Raw genomic sequence first — 19,625 nt, 5'->3', positions numbered from 1 at the left:
CCCGCTCACGCACCCGGCGGCAAGATGGGCCCGGACCCACGACGAGCACCCAACGAGGAGACGACTGATGGCCAGTCAGGACAGCTTCGGTGCCAAGAGCACCCTGGACGTGGACGGCAAGTCCTACGAGATCTTCCGGCTCGACGCCGTGACCGGCGAGGGCTTGGACGTGGACTCGCTCCCGTTCTCGCTCAAGGTCCTGCTGGAGAACCTCCTGCGCACCGAGGACGGCGCCGACATCACCGCCGACGACATCAAGGCGCTGGCCGGCTGGGACGCGTCCGCCGACCCGGACAAGGAGATCCAGTTCACGCCGGCGCGCGTGATCATGCAGGACTTCACCGGCGTCCCCTGCGTCGTCGACCTCGCGACCATGCGTGAGGCCATGGCCGACCTCGGCGGCGACCCGTCCAAGATCAACCCGCTCGCCCCGGCCGAGATGGTCATCGACCACTCCGTGATCGCCGACGTCTTCGGCACCCCCGAGGCCTTCGGGCGCAACGTCGAGATCGAGTACGAGCGCAACCGCGAGCGCTACCAGTTCCTGCGCTGGGGCCAAGGCGCCTTCGACGACTTCAAGGTCGTCCCGCCCGGCACCGGCATCGTGCACCAGGTCAACATCGAGCACCTGGCCCGCACCGTCTTCACCCGCGAGGTCGATGGCGAGCTGCTGGCCTACCCCGACACCTGCGTCGGCACCGACTCCCACACCACGATGGTCAACGGCATCGGCGTGGTCGGCTGGGGCGTCGGCGGCATCGAGGCCGAGGCCGCGATGCTCGGCCAGCCGGTCTCCATGCTGATCCCGCGCGTGGTCGGCTTCAAGCTCAACGGCGACCTGCCCGAGGGCGCGACCGCGACCGACCTGGTGCTCACGATCACCGAGATGCTGCGCAAGCACGGCGTCGTCGGCAAGTTCGTCGAGTTCTATGGCCCCGGTGTCTCGGCCCTGCCGCTGGCCAACCGCGCCACCATCGGCAACATGAGCCCCGAGTTCGGCTCCACGATCGCGGTCTTCCCGATCGACGAGGAGACCGTGAAGTACCTCGAGCTCACCGGTCGCTCCGAGGAGCAGCTGAAGCTCGTCGAGGCCTACGCCAAGGAGCAGGGCCTCTGGCACGACCCCGAGGCCGAGCCCCGCTTCTCCGAGAAGCTCGAGCTCGACCTGGCCACCGTCGTACCCTCGCTGGCCGGCCCGAAGCGCCCGCAGGACCGCGTCTCGCTCTCCGACGCCAAGGAGTCCTTCCGCGCTGCCCTCACCGACTACGTCGACGAGGCCGGCGAGGAGAAGGGGTACGACGAGACCGTCGCCGAGTCCTTCCCGGCCTCCGATGCGCCCTCCCACGAGGGCAACGGCTCGGCCCCGCCGAAGGAGTTCCACTCCTCGGCGCCGGCTGACGGCGGCCGCCCGAGCAACCCGGCGATGGTGGAGCTGTCCGACGGCACGAAGTTCGAGCTCGACCACGGCGCCGTCGCGATCGCGGCGATCACGTCGTGCACCAACACCTCGAACCCCTCGGTGATGATCGGTGCGGCCCTGCTGGCCAAGAAGGCGGTCGAGAAGGGCCTGCAGCGCAAGCCGTGGGTCAAGACCACCCTGGCGCCCGGCTCGAAGGTCGTCTCTGACTACTACGAGAAGGCCGGCCTCACGCCGTACCTCGACAAGCTCGGCTTCAACCTCGTCGGCTACGGCTGCACCACCTGCATCGGCAACTCCGGTCCGCTGATCCCCGAGGTCAGCCAGGCCGTCAACGACAACGACCTCGCGGTCGTCTCGGTCCTGTCGGGCAACCGCAACTTCGAGGGCCGGATCAACCCCGACGTGAAGATGAACTACCTCGCGTCCCCGCCGCTGGTCGTCGCCTACGCGCTGGCCGGCTCCATGGACGTCGACCTGTTCAACGACCCGCTGGGCCAGGACGAGGACGGCAACGACGTCTTCATGAAGGACATCTGGCCCTCGCCGTCGGAGGTCGAGGAGGTGATCGCCAGCGCGATCACGTCCGACATGTTCGCGAGCGACTACGCCGACGTCTTCGCCGGTGACGAGCAGTGGCAGTCGCTGCCCACACCCGAGGGCAAGACCTTCGAGTGGGACGCCGAGTCCACCTACGTCCGCAAGCCCCCGTACTTCGACGGCATGCCCGACGAGCCCACGCCGGTCGAGGACATCGAGGGCGCCCGGGTGCTGCTCAAGCTCGGCGACTCGGTCACCACCGACCACATCAGCCCGGCCGGCGCGATCAAGAAGGACTCGCCCGCGGGCAAGTACCTCGCCGAGCACGGCGTCGAGCAGCGCGACTTCAACTCCTACGGCTCGCGCCGTGGCAACCACGAGGTGATGATCCGCGGCACCTTCGCCAACATCCGCCTGCGCAACCAGCTGGCGCCGGGCACCGAGGGTGGCTTCACCCGCGACCTGTCCGGTGACGGCAGCGTCACGACCGTGTTCGAGGCCTCGGAGAAGTACCTCGCCGCGGGCACCCCGCTGGTGGTGCTGTCGGGCAAGGAGTACGGCTCCGGCTCGTCGCGCGACTGGGCGGCCAAGGGCACCGCGCTGCTGGGCGTCAAGGCCGTCATCGCCGAGTCCTACGAGCGGATCCATCGCTCCAACCTGATCGGCATGGGCGTGCTGCCGCTGCAGTACCCCGAGGGCGAGAACGCCGAGTCGCTCGGCCTGACCGGTGAGGAGACGTTCAGCATCACCGGCGTCACCGAGCTCAACGAGGGCCGCACTCCCAAGACGGTCAAGGTCAAGGCGGGCGACAAGGAGTTCGACGCGGTGGTCCGCATCGACACCCCGGGTGAGGCGAACTACTACCGCAACGGCGGCATCATGCAGTACGTCCTGCGGAGCCTCCGCAAGGCCTGAGCCGCCGTTCGTGACCAGCGAGAGCCGGCCCGTCGCTCCTCGTGAGCGGCGGGCCGGTCCCGTGAAGGGGGAGTGACGTGGACGGGGTCCCGTGGGACGTCGTGGCGCTGATCGGCGCGGTGACCTGCGTCGGGGCGTTCGTGCAGTCCGTCGTCGGCCTGGGCCTCGGCCTCCTCGTCGCCCCGGTGGTGGCGATGGTGGAGCCGGGGCTGGTGCCCGCGCTCCCGCTCTGGCTCGCACTGATGATCTCCGGGTCGATGCTGCTGGGGGAGCGTCGCCACGTCGACTGGGGCGCGCTGGCGTGGGCGCTGCCCGCGCGGGTCCCGGGGACGATCGTCGGCGCCTGGCTGGTGGTGACGTTCAGCGACCAGGCGATCGCGGTGGCGATCGGGGTCATGGTGCTGGTGGCGGTCGTCGTCACGCTGCGCACCGTGCACGTGCCGGTGAACCCGGCGTCGCTGACCGCCGCCGGTGTGGTCGCGGGAGTCAGCGGCACGGCCACCTCGATCGGCGGGCCGCCGATCGCGCTGCTGTTCCAGCGCCGTGAGCCCGAGGTGGTCCGCTCGACGCTGTCGGTCTTCTTCTTCCTCGGCGTGGTGGTCAGCCTGGTCGGCCTGGCCTGGTCGGGCTCCCTCACCGAGGCCTCCTGGCACCTCGGCCTCCTCCTCGCGCCCCTGGTCGCGCTGGGTGCCTTCGCCGGCTCGGCGGCCCGCGACCGGGTGCCACGGGACCGCTTCCGGGTCGGCGTGCTGCTCGTCTGCGCGGCCTCGGCTCTCGCCCTGCTGGTGCAGGCGCTGGTCTGACCGCTGCCGGCTCCCAGATCGCGGCGCCCGTCAGGCATGGAGCGCCCCGAAGGTGGGCACACTCAGCGCATGTCGACCCTCACCCGTCACGACGCCGGCGAGTCCCGGCTCACCCGGCGCAGCGCCGCCTCCTCCGCGGTGACCCTCGTGGTCGCCTGGGTCGTGATCCTCGGCCTGGTCGTCGGCTTCGGCTGGCTGATCACCCACGCGCTCAAGGGTGCGGTCAACCCCTGGGACAACGACATCTCCCGCTGGTTCGCCGACCAGCGGACCGGCGTGCTCAACGAGCCCGCCGACATCGGCACCCTGCTGGGGGAGACCGTCGTCGGTGTGGGCGTGGCGGTCGTCGCCGCGCTGGCCTTCGCGATCTGGAAGCGGTCGTGGCGCCCGATCATCTTCCTGGCTCTCGTCGAGGCAGGCATCGGCGGCTTCTACTTCGTCGCCACCCACGTCGACACCCGGCAGCGCCCGCCGGTGAAGATCCTCGACCCCGGCCTGGTAGCCGACCACAGCTTCCCGTCGGGGCACACCGCGACCGCGATCGTCGCGTACGGCGGGATCCTGGTGCTCACCGCGGTCTACGCCCGCGCCGCCGTGAAGTGGGTCGCCGTCGTCGGGCTGGTCCCGCTCTTCGTGCTCCTCTCCCGGCTCTACCAGGGCGCTCACCACCTGACCGACGTCCTCACCAGCGTCGTCTACGCCTCTGCGTGGATGCTGCTGGTCGCCCGGATGGTGCTGTTCTCCGACCCGAAGGCGCACGCATCCTCCTCGGACTCGTGAGAACCTGACGCCCGCCACCCCTCCAACGGGGTGGCTCGGAGCGTGTCCACCTGTGTGCACGAACCAGGAGGACCGATGACCACGCTCCACGACCGGCTGGCCGACCTCGCCGAGGAGGCGCCCGGCCCGCTGCCCGCGCCCGGGCTCTGGGACCGAGGCCGACGCTACCGTCGGCGTCGCCGGGCGGGCACGCTCGCCGTGCTCGGCGCCACCATGCTCGTGCTCGCGCTGCTCGGCGGGGTCACCTGGCATCGCGCCGCCGCACCGCTCCAGCCCGCCGACGGTCCGGCCGAGCTTCCGGACCGAGTGTGGGCCCCCAGCCCGTGGCTGCCCTCGACCGACCGTCCGGGCAGGTTGGTCGCGATCACGGCGGCTGACCAGGGCAGCTGGACCGGAATGCGGCCCTCGCTCGTCGGGGTCTCCGCGACCACGGGGGACTACGCCTTCCTCGACGACCTGCCTGACGCGGCGCCCGACGGCCTCGACGAGCCCGTGCTCTCGCCCGACGGGCGTCACATCGCCTACTGGTTGAGGGGAGCGACCACAGGCACGCCCAACTCCGACTCCGGCCCCGTCACCGGCGTCGGCGTCTTCGACACCGGGACCGGTGGGGTCAGCCGGCACTGGATCCGGACCGCACACGGACTCAGGCCGGACTTCCTCAGCTGGGCCGACGCGGGCACGGTGGTGTTCTCGGGGGGACAGATCCGTGGCGGCGACGACGCCTCCGAGATGGACCAGGCGACCTCCGCACTCGGGACGGTGATGATGTGGTCTCTGGGGAGCCAGCCGGAGCCGGTGCCCGGTGTCGACGCAGGAGCATCCCTCATCGAGGCGGCGCACGGTCGGATCGAGGTCGACACCCGTTCCTCCAGCTCCGGGCGCGAGTACCGCCAGGTCGACCTGGACAACCCCTCGCGAGGGCGATTCGTCAGCGTCCCTGGCATCTCGGGATCGTTCAACAGCTTGCCCTATGCCGCGTTCGATGCCTCGGGCCGCCGCGTCGCCCTCGTGGCCGATCACAACCCCAACGGCGTGCGCGCCGGCGTGGTGGGCAACCTGCACGTCGTTCCGAGCACGCGCCGCACCCTGAGTGTCCTGGACTGGCTCGATGACCACACGATCGTGACGCAGAGGATGGTGAACCGCCTCGGTCTCGGGGGCGGGACCAGGCTCAGCCGGGTCTCGGTCTCGACGGGAGACTTCCGCGACCTGGTGCGCCTCCCCGCCCAGGGAGGCGGCTGGCAGTTCGCGACCGACCTGTTGTCGGCGCCGAGCGTCCACGCCGATCCGCCGCCCCGCCCGCTGGATCCACGCTGGGTGACCGGACTGGCTGTGGGCACCCTTGTGGCAGCGGTCGCGATCGCCGTGCTCTGGAGGCGACGTGTCCGCCCCTGACCGCGGGCAGGCGGGCTTCGAGGAGTTCGTGGCCGCCCGACGGCAGGCGCTGCTGCGCACGGCCTACCTGCTGACAGGCAGCCACGAGGACGCCGAGGACCTCGTCCAGGTCGCGCTGGTCAAGGCAGTGCCGTACTGGTCCCGGATCGCGGACCACCCCGAGCCCTACGTGCGACGGATCCTGGCTCGGGAGAGCGTGTCCCGGTGGCGGAGGCGGCGCTGGCGCGAGCTGAGCACCGACACCCTGCCGGAGCGCTCCGCGGCCGCGCCGGACCCCACCGATCGTGCGGCGCTGCACGAGGCGCTGGCAAGGCTTGCCCCTCGCCAGCGGGCGGTGATCGTCCTGCGCTACTTCGACGACCTCACCGAGCGCCAGACCGCCGAGGCGCTGGGCATCGGGGTCGGGACCGTGAAGTCGCAGACCCGGGACGCCCTTGCCCGGCTGCGTGGCCTGCTGCCGGACCTCGACGAGGAGCCGGCAACGCTGACCCGATGAGCCACACCCGTGCCGGCTGGCTACGGTTGGCCCATGATCGTGGCCTTCAGCATCTCCCCGAGCGCCGGTGACGAGACCGGCGGCGTCTCCGAGGCGGTCGCCGCCGCCGTGCGCGTGGTCCGGGAGTCCGGACTGCCGAACGAGACCAACGCGATGTTCACCAACATCGAGGGGGAGTGGGACGAGGTGATGGCCGTGGTCAAGCGCGCCGTCGACGTCGTCGCCGCGGTGTCGCCGCGGGTCGGGCTGGTCCTCAAGGCCGACATCCGCCCCGGCTACGACGGCCAGCTGACCGCGAAGGTCGAGCGGGTCGAGCGCGCCCTGGAGGGCTGATGTCCCAGCCGGCCCCGCCGTCGTACGACGTGCCCCCGGCGCCGCCGACACCGCCCTCGAGCCGTCGGCCCGTGGTGATCGCGCTGGTGGCGGCGTTCGTGGTGCTCGCCCTGGCCGTGGTCGTGCCCGTCGCGGTCCAGCGGCTGCGGGCGGGGCAGGAGGCCGCGGTCACCGCGGACCTGTCCGAGGTCAGGGACTACCCGGACCTGCCGCGCGACCACGTCGAGGGCGACGTCGACTACGCGCAGGTGCCGCCGGTGGGTGGCAAGCACGACCCGGTGTGGCTCGACTGCGGCGCCTACGACGCGCCGGTGCGCGACGAGAACGCCGTCCACGACCTCGAGCACGGCTCTGTCTGGATCACGTACCGGCCCGACCTGGACGCCGCCGGCGTCCGCACGCTGGCCGACGCGCTGCCGCAGAACGGCATCCTCTCGCCGTACGTCGGCCTGCCCGCGCCGGTCGTCGTCACGGTCTGGGGCCGCCAGCTGTGGCTGACGGGCGCCGACGACCCACGACTGGCCCTCTTCATCCAGCGGTACGGCGCCGGGCGGACCGCGCCCGAGCCGTTCGCCTCCTGCGCGGGTGGGGTCCGCGAGCCCTCGGGCGGCTCGGGCAGCGGCACCTCCGTCTGAGCGCTCCCTCAGAGCACGGGCGTGCGCGCGGCCTGCAGCTGGGACTCGGTGTCCTCGAAGCCGACGGAGCGGTAGACCCGGATCGCGAGGTAGCCCGGGTCGGCGACCATCACCAGCGTTCGGGCGCCCATCTCGTCGAAGGCGTAGCGACTGGCGGCGTGCACGAGGGTGCCCGCGAGCCCTTGGCTGCGTGCGTCCGGGTGGGTCTTGACCTCCTGGAACCTCGCCAGGCCTTCCGCGGCGGCGAAGATCCCCATCGAGGCGGCCAGCCGGCCCTCCAGGAACGCGCCGAACCAGGCGCCGTGACCCTCCTCGGCGTTGCGTCGGTGGGCCGCCGCCCGCTGGGTCGCGAACTGCTCGGTGGAGTGCTCGTCCTCACCCGACAGCGCCAGCCTGACCTGCTGGGACCAGTCGTCGTCGCTTCGCAGCGGGCGGATCGTGGCCGTCGGGTGGGGGTGGGGCGGCTCGTGCACGGACTGCGCTGTCATCACCGACGACACGTCGGCGCTGAACCCGATCTCGACGAACGGGGCCAGGTCCTCGGCCGTGCCCGTGCTCGAGTCCACCCCGAAGGTGCGGTGCCGCGCATGGGGGAACTCGCGCTCGAACACCTCGACCCAGTGCCGGCTCGACCCGGGATGGGGTGGCTGCCCCAGCAGCACGAAGTTTCCCCAGTAGAACGTGGGGTTCTTCGGTGTCCGCACGACCAGGTGGGTGCCCCGGTCCTCGACCTCGCTGCCGCCGAGCTGGAGCAGCGCGAGGTCGGTGCGGAAGCCCAGGGAGCGCACGTCCATGGGTCACTTCTACCGCATCGTCACCCCGTGATGACCTCCGCGAGCGCCGTGCCGTCGTCCGCGAGTCGCGCGGGGTCGACCTGTCGGCCGACCAGCCGGCGTACGTCGTCGATCGCGTCCCAGTCGTTGGCGTGCATGCCCGCCACCACGCGGGTGCCGTCGAGCCACCAGGCGGTGAAGACCCGGCCCTGGACGTCGCCGCGCAGGACAACCTGGTCGTAGCCGCCCGGAGTCGCGTGACCGACGTACTCCATGCCGAAGTCGTACTGGTCGGTGAAGAAGTAGGGCAGTGCGTCGGCGTCGGTGTGGCCCCCCATCAGGTTGGCGGCGGCGACCTTGCCGTGCTGGATGGCGGTGTCCCAGTGCTCCACGCGCAGGGAGGTGCCGAGCACCGGGTGGTCGGCGTTGGCGACGTCGCCGGCGGCGAACACGTCCTCGCGCGAGGTGCGCAGGTGCCGGTCGACGCGGATGCCGTTGTCGACGATCAGGCCCGCCGCCTCCGCGATCTCGGTGTTGGGCTGCACCCCGACGCCGACCAGGAGGTGGTCGACGGTGAGCGTGCTGCCGTCGGCGAGGGACACCTGCACCTCGTCCCCGTCCCGCTTGATGCCGGTGATCTCGGCGCCCGTGCGCAGGTCGACACCGTGCTCGCGGTGGAGCTCGGCCATCACCCCCGCGACCTCCGGGCCGAGCACTCGCAGCAGCGGCAGGTCGAGCGACTCCAGGACGGTGACCTCGGCGCCGGACGTGCGGGCCGCAGCGGCCGCCTCGAGCCCGATCCAGCCGCCGCCGACGACCCCGAGGCGGAAGCCGTCGCGGAAGCGTCGCCGCAGGTCGACCGAGTCGTCCATCGTGCGCAGGTAGCCCACCGAGGCGCCGCTCTCGTCGGCGAGGGCCAGCCGTCGCGGCCGCGCGCCCGTCGCGAGGAGCAGCCGGTCATAGGGGATCGACTCGCCCGCGGCCAGCACGCGGTGGCCGTCGAGGTCGAGGCTCTCGACGTGGGTGCCGGTGCGCAGGTCGACCGCGTGGTCGGCGTACCAGGCCGGCTCCTTGAGGATCGCCGATCCGGCGTCCTTCTCCCCGAGCAGCACCGACTTGGACAGGGGCGGCCGCTCGTACGGCGGGTGCGCCTCGTCGGCGAGCAAGGTGATCTCGCCGTCGAAGCCACGCTCACGCAGCTCGACCACGGCGGTGCCTGCGGCCAGGCCGCCCCCCACCACGACGATCCGGTCAGTCATCGGGTACCTCCTCGAGTCAGGGCCAGGAACTCGGCGCGGCTGGACGGGTCCTCACGCAGGGCGCCCCGCAGCGTCGATGTCACGGTACGCGCGCCCTCCGCACGGGCCCCGCGCAGCGACATGCAGGAGTGCTCGGCCTCGATGACCACGCCGACGCCGATCGGCGCCAGCCGGTCCTGGAGGTGGTCGGCGATCTGGGTGGTCAGGCGCTCCTGCGTCTGCGCCCGACGCGCAAAGAAGTCGACGAGCCGCGCGAACTTCGAGAGTCCCAGGATCCGGTCGTCGGGCAGGTAGCCGACGTGGGCGACCCCGACGAAGGGGAGCAGGTGGTGCTCGCACAGGGAGCGGACCGGGATGTCCTGGACCAGCACGAGCTCGTCGTAGCCGGCGCTGTTGGCGAAGGTGGTCAGGTCGAAGTCGGGGACGGTCAGCATCTCGGCGTACGCCGACACCAGCCGCCGCGGGGTCTCCGCCATGTCCTCGTTGTCGATGGGCAGGCCGAGCGCCGCCAGCATGGTGGCCGCCGCGGACTCGGCGGCCTGGAGGTCCACGTCGGGGGCCGCGTGCGCGACGCGCTGCCGGGTGCGGTTCCGGTCGAGTGCGATCTGGGTCATCGGGGTTGCCCTCTTCTTCTAAAAGTGAATACTCTCTACGTTAGAGAGTAGGTCGAACGGACGTCAAGGGCGACGTCACCGGCGATGTCGACCGGGATGAGGTGTGGCATGAGCGACGAGATCGAGGCCATCGCGGCGCTAGCCGACCCGGTCCGGCGCCGGCTCTACGAGCTGGTGGTCGCGGCAGCCGAGCCGGTGAGCCGGGAGGAGGCCGCGGCCGGCGTCGGGGTGCCGGTGCACTCGGCGCGCTTCCACCTGGACCGGCTGGTCGAGGAGGGCCTGCTCGACGTCGACTACCAGCGCCGCAGCGGGCGCACCGGACCGGGCGCCGGTCGCCCCGCCAAGCTCTACCGCCGGTCCACACGCGAGGTCGCGGTCTCCCTGCCCCGCCGCAACTACGACCTGGTCGGCTCCATCCTCGCCGCGGCCGTCGAACGCACCCTCGCCGGTGGGGACGTGGCCGAGGAGCTCGGTCGTGAGGCCCGGCAGCGCGGCCTGGCCGTGGGGGCCGCGCGTGAGCCCACGGCCGACCCGGGGTTGCGTCGTACTGCGGACGCGCTCGCCGCCGAGGGGTTCGAGCCCACGATCGAGGCCGATCAGGTCCACCTGCGCAACTGCCCGTTCGACTCCCTGGCGCGCGCCCACACCGCACTGGTGTGCGGGGTCAACCTCGACTTCGTCTGCGGCGTGGTGGAGGGACTGGGCTGCTCGGACGTCGAGGCCCGGCTGGAGCCCGAGGAGAGCCGCTGCTGCGTGGTGGTGGGCGCCCGCTGATCGCCGCCGTGCCCGCGTGGCACCATCGGGGCCGTGGACTCGGAGATGCACAGCTACCGCACCGGCGGGCGCGAGACGGTCAGGGACATCACCGGCGACTGCGCCGGCTTCGTCGAAGGACGGGGCGACGGGCTGCTGCAGGTGTTCGTGCCGCACGCCACCGCCGGCATCGCGATCATCGAGACCGGGGCCGGCAGCGACGACGACCTGCTGGCGGCGCTGGCCGACCTGCTCCCCGCCGACGACCGGTGGCGGCACCGCCACGGCAGCCCCGGCCACGGCCGCTCGCACGTGATGCCGGCGCTGGTGCCGCCGTACGCCACAGTGCCGGTGCTGGACGGCCGCCTGGCTCTCGGCACCTGGCAGAGCGTGTGCCTGGTGGACCTCAACGTCGACAACGCCGAGCGCCAGGTGCGGCTCAGCTTCCTGGGCGCCGCATGAGTGCCTTCGAGATCCGGCCGGAATTGACGGTCGACCGCGCATCCGTACGCCGTGTCGTCGAGTCGGCGTTCCTTGACAAAGGGACGACGGTGGCCGACCTGGTCGACGCGCTGAACGCCGCCCGCCGCACCGAGCTGAGCCTGGTCGCCGAGCTCGACGGCGCCGTCGTCGGCCACGTCCAGCTCAACCACTCGTGGATCGACGCACGCGAGCGCCTCGTGGACGTGCTCGTGCTCAGCCCGCTGTCGGTCGACCCCCCACACCAGCGTTCCGGGATCGGCACCGCGCTCGTCACGGCCGCCCTCGACGCCGCCGAGACGGCGGGCAGCCCTGCAGTCTTCCTGGAGGGGTCGCCGGACTACTACGGCGCCCGCGGCTTCTCGCGGGGGAGCGAGCGCGGGTTCGTGCGGCCGTCGGTCCGGATCCCCGACGCGGCGTTCCAGGTCGCCGTGCTGTCCGCGCACGAGTCGTGGATGACCGGGGCGCTCGTCTACTGCGACCCGTTCTGGGCGCTGGACTGCGTCGGGTTGCGGGACCCGCGACTGGCTGAGCTCGAGGTTCGTCTCGGCTGACGCCGATCGTCGTGAGCCCGCCACGGCGCCCGGGCGGATGGTGCCGCGGAGGGTGGCTCGGGGTCGCCGATTGGTCAGAGCCTGCATGCCCGAGGCCCGGAATCGTGCGGTTGGTGACCAATCCGCACGCCGGGGCAGGGCCTCCGCGAAGCGGCCGCCCACCACCATCAGGGCCGAAAGCCGGGTGTGACTGTCGGCGGATGTTTGTAGGGTCCCGTCTCGTGAGTGACTCCATGATCCTGGCGCGGGGGCTGCGCAAGTCGTTCGGCGACTTCGAGGCGGTCAAGGGCATCGACGTGGACGTGCGTCGGGGGGAGGCGTTCGGGTTCCTGGGGCCCAACGGGGCCGGCAAGTCCTCGACGATGCGGATGGTAGCGGCCGTCTCGCCGGTCAGTGGCGGGGAGCTGCGGATCCTGGGGATGGACCCGGCCGTGGACGGGCCGTCGATCCGGGCCCGGGTCGGCGTCTGCCCGCAGGAGGACACCCTCGACACCGAGCTGACGGTGCGTGACAACCTCTACGTCTACGGCCGCTACTTCGGGTTGCCCCGCAAGGAGGTGCGCTCGCGCGTCGACGAGCTGCTGGAGTTCGTGCAGCTGACCGAGAAGTCCGGGTCGATGGTCGAGGACCTCTCCGGCGGCATGAAGCGGCGGCTGACGATCGCGCGCTCGCTGATCAACCGGCCCGACGTGCTGCTGCTCGACGAGCCGACGACCGGCCTCGACCCGCAGGCGCGCCACGTCGTGTGGGACCGGCTCTTCCGACTCAAGCAGCAGGGCGTCACCCTCGTGCTCACCACCCACTACATGGACGAGGCCGAGCAGCTGTGCGACCGGCTCGTGGTGATGGACAAGGGCGTCATCGTCGCCGAGGGCTCGCCCCTCGAGCTGATCCGGGCACACTCCACCCGCGAGGTCGCCGAGCTGCGTTTCGGCGTGGGCGAGCACGACGCGATCGCCGAGAAGGTCTCCGACCTCGGCGACCGTGTCGAGGTGCTCCCGGACCGGCTGCTGGTCTACAGCGAGGACGGCGAGGAGGTCATCGCGAAGGTCCACGAGCGTGGGCTCCAGCCGGCGGCCGTGCTCGTACGCCGCTCCACGCTCGAGGACGTGTTCCTGCGCCTCACCGGCCGAACGCTGGTGGACTGATGGCCGCACTCGACCCGCCTCAGGCACCCGGGCTGAGCACGGCGCCCACCAACCTGCTCTCCGGAGCTGCGCGGCTCTTCGACTACTGGGCGATCCTGTACAAACGCACCTGGAAGGGCAGCGCGATCTCGTCCTTCGTGACGCCGCTGCTCTACGTGGTCGCGATGGGCGTCCTGCTCGGCGGCTTCATCAAGGGCGACCCCGCCAAGCTCGACGGCGCGACCTCCTACCTCGCCTTCGTGGCCCCGGGCATGGTCGCCGCTCAGGCGATGACCACCGTGTTCGGTGAGGTCACCTATCCGGTCATGGGCATGATCAAGTGGAACAAGTCCTACTTCGGCATGATCGCCAGCCCGCTCGCCGTCTCCGAGGTGATCCTGGCCCACCTCGGCTTCGTGATCTTCCGGGTCGCCACGACGTGCGCGGTGTTCCTGGCGGTGATGGCGCCGTTCGGTGTGTTCACGTCGGTGGCCGGGGTGTTCGCGGCCTTCTTCGTGCAGCTGCTCATCGGGGCGGCGTTCGCGACGCCGATCTACGCGTTCACCGCCGGGCTGAAGGACGAGAGCGCGTTCAGCCTGGTCTTCCGGCTGGGCATGATCCCGCTGTTCCTGTTCTCCGGCGCGTTCTTCCCGATCTCCAACCTCAGCAGGTGGATGGAGGCGCTCGCGACGGTGACGCCGCTGTGGCACGGCGTCGACCTGACCCGGATGCTCACGCTGGGCGAGGTCGACTGGCCGTTGGCCGCGGTGCACGTCGCCTACCTGGTCACGCTGACCCTGGCCGGCTGGTTCTGGGCGGTGCGCCGGCTCTCCCGAAGGATGGTGTCCTAGCCGTGGCGATGCTCACCACGTCGGTCGGCCGCGCGGCCGCCTCCCCGGTCTCCGCCGGCGAGGCGACGGGCCTGCTGATCTACCGCAACTACCTGGCCTATCGCCGCGGCTGGTACATCTTCGTCAGCGGCTTCCTCGAGCCCGTGTTCTACCTCTTCTCGATCGGGGTGGGCGTGGGTCAGCTCGTGACCGGGTTCGAGTTCAACGGCCAGCAGATCCCGTATGCCGAGTTCGTCGCCCCAGGCATGCTCGCCGCCTCCGCGATGAACGGCTCCCTGCTCGACTCGACGTTCAACTTCTTCTTCAAGCTCAAGTACAACAAGCTCTTCGACCAGATGCTGGCGACGCCGCTGACCACGCTGGACATCGCCCGCGGCGAGCTGAGCTGGTCGCTGCTGCGCGGCGGGATCTACTCCGCGGCGTTCCTGCTGGTCATGGTCGCGATGGGACTCGTGAGCTCGTGGTGGGCGGTGCTGGTCGTCCCGGCTGCCCTCCTGATCGGGCTGGCCTTCGGCGGGATCTGCATGGCGCTGACGACCTTCATGCGCAGCTGGCAGGACTTCGAGTTCGTGACGCTGGCGACGCTGCCGATGTTCCTCTTCTCCGCGACGTTCTTCCCGATCACCGCCTTCCCGCCCGCGGTCCGCTGGGTCGTGGAGTGCACGCCGCTCTACCGCGGCGTCGTGCTCTGCCGCGAGCTCACCACCGGCGCGCTGTCCTGGGGCTCGGCGGTCTCGGTCGTCTACCTCGTGGTCATGGGACTGATCGGGCTCGCCATCGTCCGCCGGCGACTCGACGCCCTGCTGCTCACGTGAGCCGACGCTCGAAGAGCTCGGTGTCGATCCACGGCCGAACTTGTGACCGACCTCGTGCAGCACCCCGACGGAGCTGAAGCCACATCCGAGGTGCAGCGCGCGGCTGGCGTCGTTGGGCAGCGCGACGACAGCGACCACGAGCCTCACGTCATCGGCGCGCATGGCCGCGAGCAGCTCGTCGTACAGGCCGCGACCCAGGCCGCGACCACGCGCCCGCGGCGCGAGGTAGACCGACGACTCGCGGGTGTGGCCGTAGGCGGCGCGGGGCCGGTAGCTCGACGAGTACGAGTAGCCGAGCACCCCGTCCGCGTCGTCGGCCACCAGCACGTGGTCGCCCGGTGCGGTGCTGTGCAGCCGCACCCGCCAGTAGTCGAGCTCCGGCGGCTCGGTGGCGAAGGTCGAGATGCCCTCGCGGACCTCGGCGTCGTAGATCGCCTTGATCGCGGGCAGGTCCTGCTCGGTGGCCGGTCGGATCGGCATGGCCGAAACCTACCGAAGGACGGCAGAAAGCTTCGCGGCGCGGCCGCACCGCGGTTGAGAGGATGACCGCCATGTCGCTGCCACCCGTCGAGCCGGACACCAAGGACTGGACCTGGGTCCTCACCACGCCCTGCCCCGAGTGCGGGTTCGTCGCCGCCGACGTCGCCGCGACCGGGCTGGCCGACGCGATCCGGGAGAACGCCGCCTCGTGGACCACGGTGCTCGCCGGGTCCGGGCCCGGCGTCGGCGTCCGGCCCGAGCCGGGGGTCTGGTCGCCCCTGGAGTACGCCTGCCACGTGCGCGACGTGCACCGCATCTTCGACGAGCGGGTGCGGCTCATGCTCGAGCAGGAGGATCCCCGCTTCGCCAACTGGGACCAGGACGAGACGGCCGTGGCCGGCCGCTACGCCGAGCAGGACCCTGCGGGAGTGGCGGTCGACCTGGCGGCGGCGGCCGGCACCGTGGCCGACCGCTACGCCGGTGTGCCGGACGGTGCCTGGAATCGCCGGGGCTTCCGCAGCGACGGCAGCCAGTTCACGATCGAGAGCCTGGGGCGCTACCACCTCCACGACGTCGTGCACCACGCCCACGACGTCGGTCACGCCGCCAAGGCGTTGACGATCGCGGCCTACGACGCCAACGCCGAGGCCTACCGCGACGGCACCGCCACGATGTCGGCGGAGATGGTGGCCCTGGTGCGCCGGTTCGCCGAGCGGGTGCCCCCGGGTGCGCGGGTGCTCGAGATCGGCAGCGGTCCCGGGCGGGATGCTGCGGCACTCGAGGGGCGGGGTCTGAGCGTGCGTCGCACGGACGTCTCCCCGGGGTTCGTCGCGCTGCTCACCGGGGCCGGGCACGAGGCCGACCTCCTCGACCCGCTGACCGACGACCTGGTCGATCCCGGGCGCGGGGGAGCGGCGTACGACGGGGTGTGGGCGAGCGCCTGCCTCCTGCACGTCGCCCGGACCGACCTGCCGGTGGTGCTCGCCCGCCTGGCGGCCGTCACCCGGGCCGGAGGTACGCTCCACGTCTCGCTCAAGGAGGGCGACGGCGAAGCCTGGTCGACCCACGGCAATGTCGCGGCACCGCGGCTCTTCGTCCTCTGGCGCGAGCAGCCGCTGCGTGACGCGCTCGAGCACGCCGGATGGGCCGTCGACGAGCTGACCCGGCACGACGACGTCCGCGGCACCCGCTGGCTGCAGGTGCTGGCCACCAGGAAGGACGCATGAGGCACACGGAGTTCTGGGCCCGGATGGAGTCGACGCTCGGCGTCGCCTACGCGCGGTCGTGGGCCGACCAGTTCGTGATGAGCGACCTCGGCGGCCGGACCGCGTCGGAGGCGCTCGACGCGGGCGTCCCGCCCAAGCAGGTGTGGGCCGCGGTCTGGAAGGCGCTGAACCTTCCGCCGTCCGAGCGGTGAGCGCGCCCGGCAGGCCGCGCGCGAGCTCGGAGGCGGTCACGCCCGACCGGCTCGTCGCCGCCCAGCGGCGCACCGTCCTCACCCTGGCCGCCGCCCAGGCGGTCGGCGCGATGGGCATCACCATCGGGATCGCCACCGCGTCACTGCTCGCGCGTGACCTGTCGGGGTCGGACGACCAGGCCGGACTCGCCCAGACGGCGCAGGTGCTCGGGGCGGCGGTCGCGTCGTACCTGCTGGCGCGCCTGATGTCGCGCCGCGGCAGGCGCGCCGGGCTCGTCACCGGCTACCTGATCGGCGCCTGCGGGGCCGTCATCGTCGTGCTCGCGGGCGTGGTGGGCTCGATGCCGTTGCTGCTGCTCGGGGCCGTGCTCCTCGGCGCGACGACCGCGGCCAACAGCGGCTCCCGCTACGCCGCCACCGACCTGGCCCCGGTCGAGAGCCGGGCGCGCGCCCTGTCGACCGTCGTGTGGGCCTCGACGATCGGCGCCGTCGCGGGTCCCAACCTCACCGGCCCCTCCGGCGCCCTGGCGCGCTCGCTCGGCATCCCGGCGCTGACCGGCCCCTTCGCCCTGGGCAGCCTCGGCATGCTCGCCGCCGCGCTGGTCGTGGGGCTCTTCCTGCGGCCCGACCCGCTGCTCCTGTCCCGGAGCGCGAAGGGCACCCCGCCGGTGACCCCCACCGGCACCTCGTGGGGTCGGGTCGTGGCGGCGGTCCGGGCACGCCCCGTCCTGGCTCACGCCGTCCTGGCGCTGGCCGCCGCGCACGCGGTCATGGTCGCGGTGATGGTGATGACCCCGCTGCACATGGAGCACGGTGGAGCCGAGCTGCGCGTCATCGGCATCGTCATCAGCGTGCACGTGCTGGGGATGTTCGCGTTCTCGCCGCTCGTGGGCCTGGCGGCCGACCGGCACGGTCGGGCCGCGACCCTCGGCGTCGGTGCGGGGCTGCTGGCGGTGTCACTGGTGCTGTGCGCGGGCTCGCCCGAGGGCAGCTCGTGGCAGATCTTCGCCGGACTCTTCCTGCTCGGTCTCGGCTGGTCCTTCGCCACCGTGTCGGCTTCGACGCTGGTCGCAGACCACGCCCCGCTCGACGTACGTCCCGACGTCCAGGGCGCGGCGGACCTGGTGATGGGTGTGACGGCAGCCGCGGCGGGTGGCCTGGCCGGTCTCGTCGTCGGCACCTGGGGCTACGGCACGCTTTCCTGGGTCGCCGTGGGCCTGGTGCTGGCGCTGGTGGTGGCTGCCTTCGGCGCGGCCGGCGAGGGAGACCTTACGAAGCCGTGACACCGCAGGCGGAGGCGCGGTCCGCCGGCTCCGTGCTGGCAGAGTTGGGCAGATGAGCAGCGACCGCGTGGACATAGCCGTGATCGGCGGGACCGGCTTCTACTCCTTCCTCGACGACCCGGAGGAGCGCGTGGTCGAGACGCCGTACGGCGTACCCTCGGCCGCCGTCGCGGTCGGGACCGTCGCGGGGAGGCGGGTCGCCTTCCTGCCCCGGCACGGGACCGGGCACGAGCTCCCTCCGCACCGGATCAACTACCGGGCGAACCTGTGGGCCCTGCGGTCCCTGGGCGTGCGCCAGGTGCTCGCTCCCTGTGCGGTCGGCGGCCTGCGCGACGACGTCGCCCCCGGCGACGTGGTGGTCCCCGACCAGCTCGTCGACCGCACCAGCGCCCGCACCCAGTCCTTCGTGGAGAGCGGCGCCGTGCACCTGCCGTTCGCGGACCCCTACTGCCCGCGGCTCTCCGAGACCATCGCGGGCGCCGACCCCTCGGTCACCTCGGGGGGCACCATGGTCGTCGTGGAGGGGCCGCGCTTCTCGACCCGTGCGGAGTCGCAGCACTACGCCGCCCAGGGCTGGAGCCTGGTCAACATGACCGGCCACCCCGAGGCGGTGCTCGCCCGGGAGATGCGGCAGTGCTACGCCGCGATCGCCCTGGTGACCGACATGGACGCCGGCGTCGAGGCCGGCTCAGGGGTGGGCCAGGAGGAGGTCTTCGCGCTGTTCCGCGCCAACCTCGAGCGCCTCAAGGGCCTGCTGACGCGCACCATCGAGACGCTCCCGGACCCCGACGGGTGCGGCTGCTCGAGCTGGGCCGACGGACTCGAGCTGACCTACGACGTCCCGGGGGCCGGCGCGTGAGGGTGCTGCTGACCGGATCGGCCGGCTTCATCGGCACGGCGATCGGGGCTGCCCTGGAGGCGCAGGGTGACGAGGTGGTCCGCGTCGACCTGATGCTCGCCCGGGCCCACGGTGCGACACAGGCACCCGAGGGGACCCATCGTCTCGACGTGCGCGACGCCGCCGGGTGGACGCACCTCCTGCGCGGTGTGGACGCGGTCTGCCACCAGGCCGCCGTGGTCGGCGCCGGCGTGGCGGTCGGCGACCTGCCCGACTACGCCGGGCACAACGACTACGGCACCGCCGTCCTGCTCGCCGCGATGCACGAAGCCGGAGTCAGCCGTCTGGTGCTGGCCTCGTCGATGGTCGTCTACGGGGAGGGCCGGTACGCGTGTCCCGACCACGGCGTCCAGGCTCCACCGCCGCGGTCGGTCGACGCACTGGACGCCGGGGACTTCGAGAACCACTGCCCGGTGTGCGGGGCCGAGCTCGGCTGGGAGCGGGTCGAGGAGGACGCTCGCCTGGACCCGCGCAGCTCCTACGCCGCCAGCAAGGTCGCGCAGGAGCACTACACGTCCGCGTGGGCGCGGCAGGCCGGAGCCGCCGCGGTCACCCTGCGCTACCACAACGTCTACGGGCCCGGCATGCCCCGGGACACGCCGTACTCCGGCGTCGCCGCGATGTTCCGGTCCAGCCTCGAGCGCGGCGAGGCGCCGAAGGTCTTCGAGGACGGCGGCCAGGTGCGGGACTTCGTCCACGTCGAGGACGTCGCTGCGGCCAACCTCGCCGCGCTGCGGGCGGTGGCGGGGGAGCGGGCCGGCAGGTGTGCGGCCTACAACGTCTGCTCCGGCGAGCCGGTCACCATCCGCCGCGTCGCCGACCTGGTGGCCCGTGGCACCGGGCGTGACCTGGCTCCCGAGATCACCGGCGGCTACCGCCTCGGCGACGTGCGACACGTGGTGGCCTCCCCGGAGCGTGCCCGCGTGGAGCTCGGCTTCAAGGCGGAGGTGAGCCCGGAGCGGGGACTGCGGGAGTTCGCCACGGCACCCCTGCGGGCCTGAGCC

The 19,625-nt window shown here is 72.1% G+C and carries 21 protein-coding genes and 1 pseudogene; 18 read left to right on the top strand and 4 right to left on the bottom strand.

Annotation, left to right across the window (positions count from 1 at the left end; genetic code table 11):
* The first annotated feature begins 67 nt into the window (after positions 1 to 67).
* From H0S67_RS13910 to H0S67_RS13880, 7 genes are all read left to right on the top strand, one after another.
* Positions 68 to 2,872, top strand: coding sequence for an aconitate hydratase (locus tag H0S67_RS13910; RefSeq protein ID WP_180933533.1), 2,805 nt, complete (start codon positions 68 to 70; stop codon positions 2,870 to 2,872).
* Between the two features lie 77 nt (positions 2,873 to 2,949).
* Entirely contained in the window at positions 2,950 to 3,675 is a 726-nt protein-coding gene (locus tag H0S67_RS13905; protein ID WP_180933532.1) for a sulfite exporter TauE/SafE family protein, read from the top strand.
* 69 nt (positions 3,676 to 3,744) lie between these two features.
* A complete protein-coding gene (locus tag H0S67_RS13900; RefSeq protein WP_180933531.1) occupies positions 3,745 to 4,455 on the top strand; it encodes a phosphatase PAP2 family protein in 711 nt (236 codons plus the stop codon).
* Between the two features lie 75 nt (positions 4,456 to 4,530).
* Positions 4,531 to 5,853 (top strand): hypothetical protein, encoded by a 1,323-nt coding sequence (locus tag H0S67_RS13895; RefSeq protein WP_180933530.1) that lies wholly within the window; start codon positions 4,531 to 4,533, stop codon positions 5,851 to 5,853.
* A complete protein-coding gene (locus tag H0S67_RS13890; RefSeq protein ID WP_180933529.1) occupies positions 5,840 to 6,349 on the top strand; it encodes a SigE family RNA polymerase sigma factor in 510 nt (169 codons plus the stop codon). The genes H0S67_RS13895 and H0S67_RS13890 overlap by 14 nt, the downstream gene beginning before the upstream one ends.
* A gap of 33 nt (positions 6,350 to 6,382) precedes the next feature.
* The gene (locus H0S67_RS13885) at positions 6,383 to 6,682 is read left to right on the top strand and encodes a thiamine-binding protein (protein ID WP_180933528.1); all 300 of its coding nucleotides are present in this window, start codon (positions 6,383 to 6,385) and stop codon (positions 6,680 to 6,682) included.
* Complete coding sequence (locus H0S67_RS13880) at positions 6,682 to 7,317, top strand: thioredoxin-like domain-containing protein (RefSeq protein WP_180933527.1); 636 nt, start codon at positions 6,682 to 6,684, stop codon at positions 7,315 to 7,317. The genes H0S67_RS13885 and H0S67_RS13880 overlap by 1 nt, the downstream gene beginning before the upstream one ends.
* Before the next feature lie 8 nt (positions 7,318 to 7,325).
* Here H0S67_RS13880 and H0S67_RS13875 read toward each other — a convergent pair whose 3' ends face one another.
* From H0S67_RS13875 to folE, 3 genes are read right to left on the bottom strand one after another with little or no spacing between them, the layout of a single operon-like run.
* The gene (locus H0S67_RS13875; protein ID WP_180933526.1) at positions 7,326 to 8,111 is read right to left on the bottom strand and encodes a GNAT family N-acetyltransferase; all 786 of its coding nucleotides are present in this window, start codon (positions 8,109 to 8,111) and stop codon (positions 7,326 to 7,328) included.
* A 20-nt stretch (positions 8,112 to 8,131) separates the two neighbouring features.
* Positions 8,132 to 9,349, bottom strand: a complete 1,218-nt coding sequence (locus H0S67_RS13870; protein WP_180933525.1) for an NAD(P)/FAD-dependent oxidoreductase — start codon at positions 9,347 to 9,349, stop codon at positions 8,132 to 8,134.
* Positions 9,346 to 9,963 (bottom strand): GTP cyclohydrolase I FolE, encoded by a 618-nt coding sequence (gene folE, locus H0S67_RS13865; RefSeq protein ID WP_180933524.1) that lies wholly within the window; start codon positions 9,961 to 9,963, stop codon positions 9,346 to 9,348. Before folE ends, H0S67_RS13870 begins: the two co-directional genes overlap by 4 nt.
* A gap of 108 nt (positions 9,964 to 10,071) precedes the next feature.
* Here folE and H0S67_RS13860 point away from each other — a divergent pair, with 108 nt between their 5' ends.
* The 6 genes from H0S67_RS13860 to H0S67_RS13835 all read left to right on the top strand — a co-directional run bounded on the left by H0S67_RS13860 (position 10,072) and on the right by H0S67_RS13835 (position 14,543).
* Positions 10,072 to 10,737 carry a helix-turn-helix transcriptional regulator gene (locus H0S67_RS13860; RefSeq protein ID WP_219635273.1) on the top strand — a complete coding sequence of 222 codons (666 nt, stop codon included), beginning with the start codon at positions 10,072 to 10,074 and terminating at the stop codon, positions 10,735 to 10,737.
* 33 nt (positions 10,738 to 10,770) lie between these two features.
* Positions 10,771 to 11,178: a secondary thiamine-phosphate synthase enzyme YjbQ gene (locus H0S67_RS13855; RefSeq protein ID WP_219635272.1), complete on the top strand. Its 408-nt coding sequence runs from the start codon at positions 10,771 to 10,773 to the stop codon at positions 11,176 to 11,178.
* On the top strand, positions 11,175 to 11,750 hold the full coding sequence (locus H0S67_RS13850) for a GNAT family N-acetyltransferase (protein WP_180933523.1): 576 nt from the start codon (positions 11,175 to 11,177) through the stop codon (positions 11,748 to 11,750). The genes H0S67_RS13855 and H0S67_RS13850 overlap by 4 nt, the downstream gene beginning before the upstream one ends.
* 221 nt (positions 11,751 to 11,971) lie before the next feature.
* Positions 11,972 to 12,898 carry an ABC transporter ATP-binding protein gene (locus H0S67_RS13845; RefSeq protein ID WP_425489817.1) on the top strand — a complete coding sequence of 309 codons (927 nt, stop codon included), beginning with the start codon at positions 11,972 to 11,974 and terminating at the stop codon, positions 12,896 to 12,898.
* Positions 12,898 to 13,728 carry an ABC transporter permease gene (locus H0S67_RS13840; protein ID WP_180933521.1) on the top strand — a complete coding sequence of 277 codons (831 nt, stop codon included), beginning with the start codon at positions 12,898 to 12,900 and terminating at the stop codon, positions 13,726 to 13,728. Before H0S67_RS13845 ends, H0S67_RS13840 begins: the two co-directional genes overlap by 1 nt.
* A gap of 8 nt (positions 13,729 to 13,736) precedes the next feature.
* Positions 13,737 to 14,543: an ABC transporter permease gene (locus tag H0S67_RS13835; protein WP_180936927.1), complete on the top strand. Its 807-nt coding sequence runs from the start codon at positions 13,737 to 13,739 to the stop codon at positions 14,541 to 14,543.
* Between the two features lie 90 nt (positions 14,544 to 14,633).
* On the opposite strand, the pseudogene H0S67_RS28235 reads toward H0S67_RS13835, so the two are convergent.
* Positions 14,634 to 15,023 (bottom strand): annotated as a pseudogene (locus tag H0S67_RS28235) (GNAT family N-acetyltransferase); the annotation flags it as partial.
* 71 nt (positions 15,024 to 15,094) lie between these two features.
* Between H0S67_RS28235 and H0S67_RS13825 the strand changes: the two are divergent.
* The 5 genes from H0S67_RS13825 to H0S67_RS13805 are packed head-to-tail and all read left to right on the top strand — an operon-like array spanning position 15,095 to position 19,622.
* A complete protein-coding gene (locus tag H0S67_RS13825; protein WP_180933520.1) occupies positions 15,095 to 16,249 on the top strand; it encodes a methyltransferase domain-containing protein in 1,155 nt (384 codons plus the stop codon).
* Positions 16,246 to 16,440, top strand: coding sequence for a DUF3046 domain-containing protein (locus H0S67_RS13820; RefSeq protein ID WP_180933519.1), 195 nt, complete (start codon positions 16,246 to 16,248; stop codon positions 16,438 to 16,440). Before H0S67_RS13825 ends, H0S67_RS13820 begins: the two co-directional genes overlap by 4 nt.
* On the top strand, positions 16,437 to 17,723 hold the full coding sequence (locus H0S67_RS13815; protein WP_246354737.1) for an MFS transporter: 1,287 nt from the start codon (positions 16,437 to 16,439) through the stop codon (positions 17,721 to 17,723). The genes H0S67_RS13820 and H0S67_RS13815 overlap by 4 nt, the downstream gene beginning before the upstream one ends.
* Positions 17,724 to 17,775: 52 nt before the next feature.
* Positions 17,776 to 18,582 (top strand): S-methyl-5'-thioadenosine phosphorylase, encoded by an 807-nt coding sequence (locus H0S67_RS13810; protein ID WP_180933518.1) that lies wholly within the window; start codon positions 17,776 to 17,778, stop codon positions 18,580 to 18,582.
* Entirely contained in the window at positions 18,579 to 19,622 is a 1,044-nt protein-coding gene (locus tag H0S67_RS13805; protein ID WP_180933517.1) for an NAD-dependent epimerase/dehydratase family protein, read from the top strand. Before H0S67_RS13810 ends, H0S67_RS13805 begins: the two co-directional genes overlap by 4 nt.
* The last annotated feature ends 3 nt before the right edge of the window (positions 19,623 to 19,625 follow it).

The organism is Nocardioides ungokensis (assembly GCF_013466985.1).
In the GTDB taxonomy this organism is placed as follows: Bacteria; Actinomycetota; Actinomycetes; order Propionibacteriales; family Nocardioidaceae; genus Nocardioides; species Nocardioides ungokensis.
This window is presented reverse-complemented; position numbering and strand designations above follow the sequence as displayed.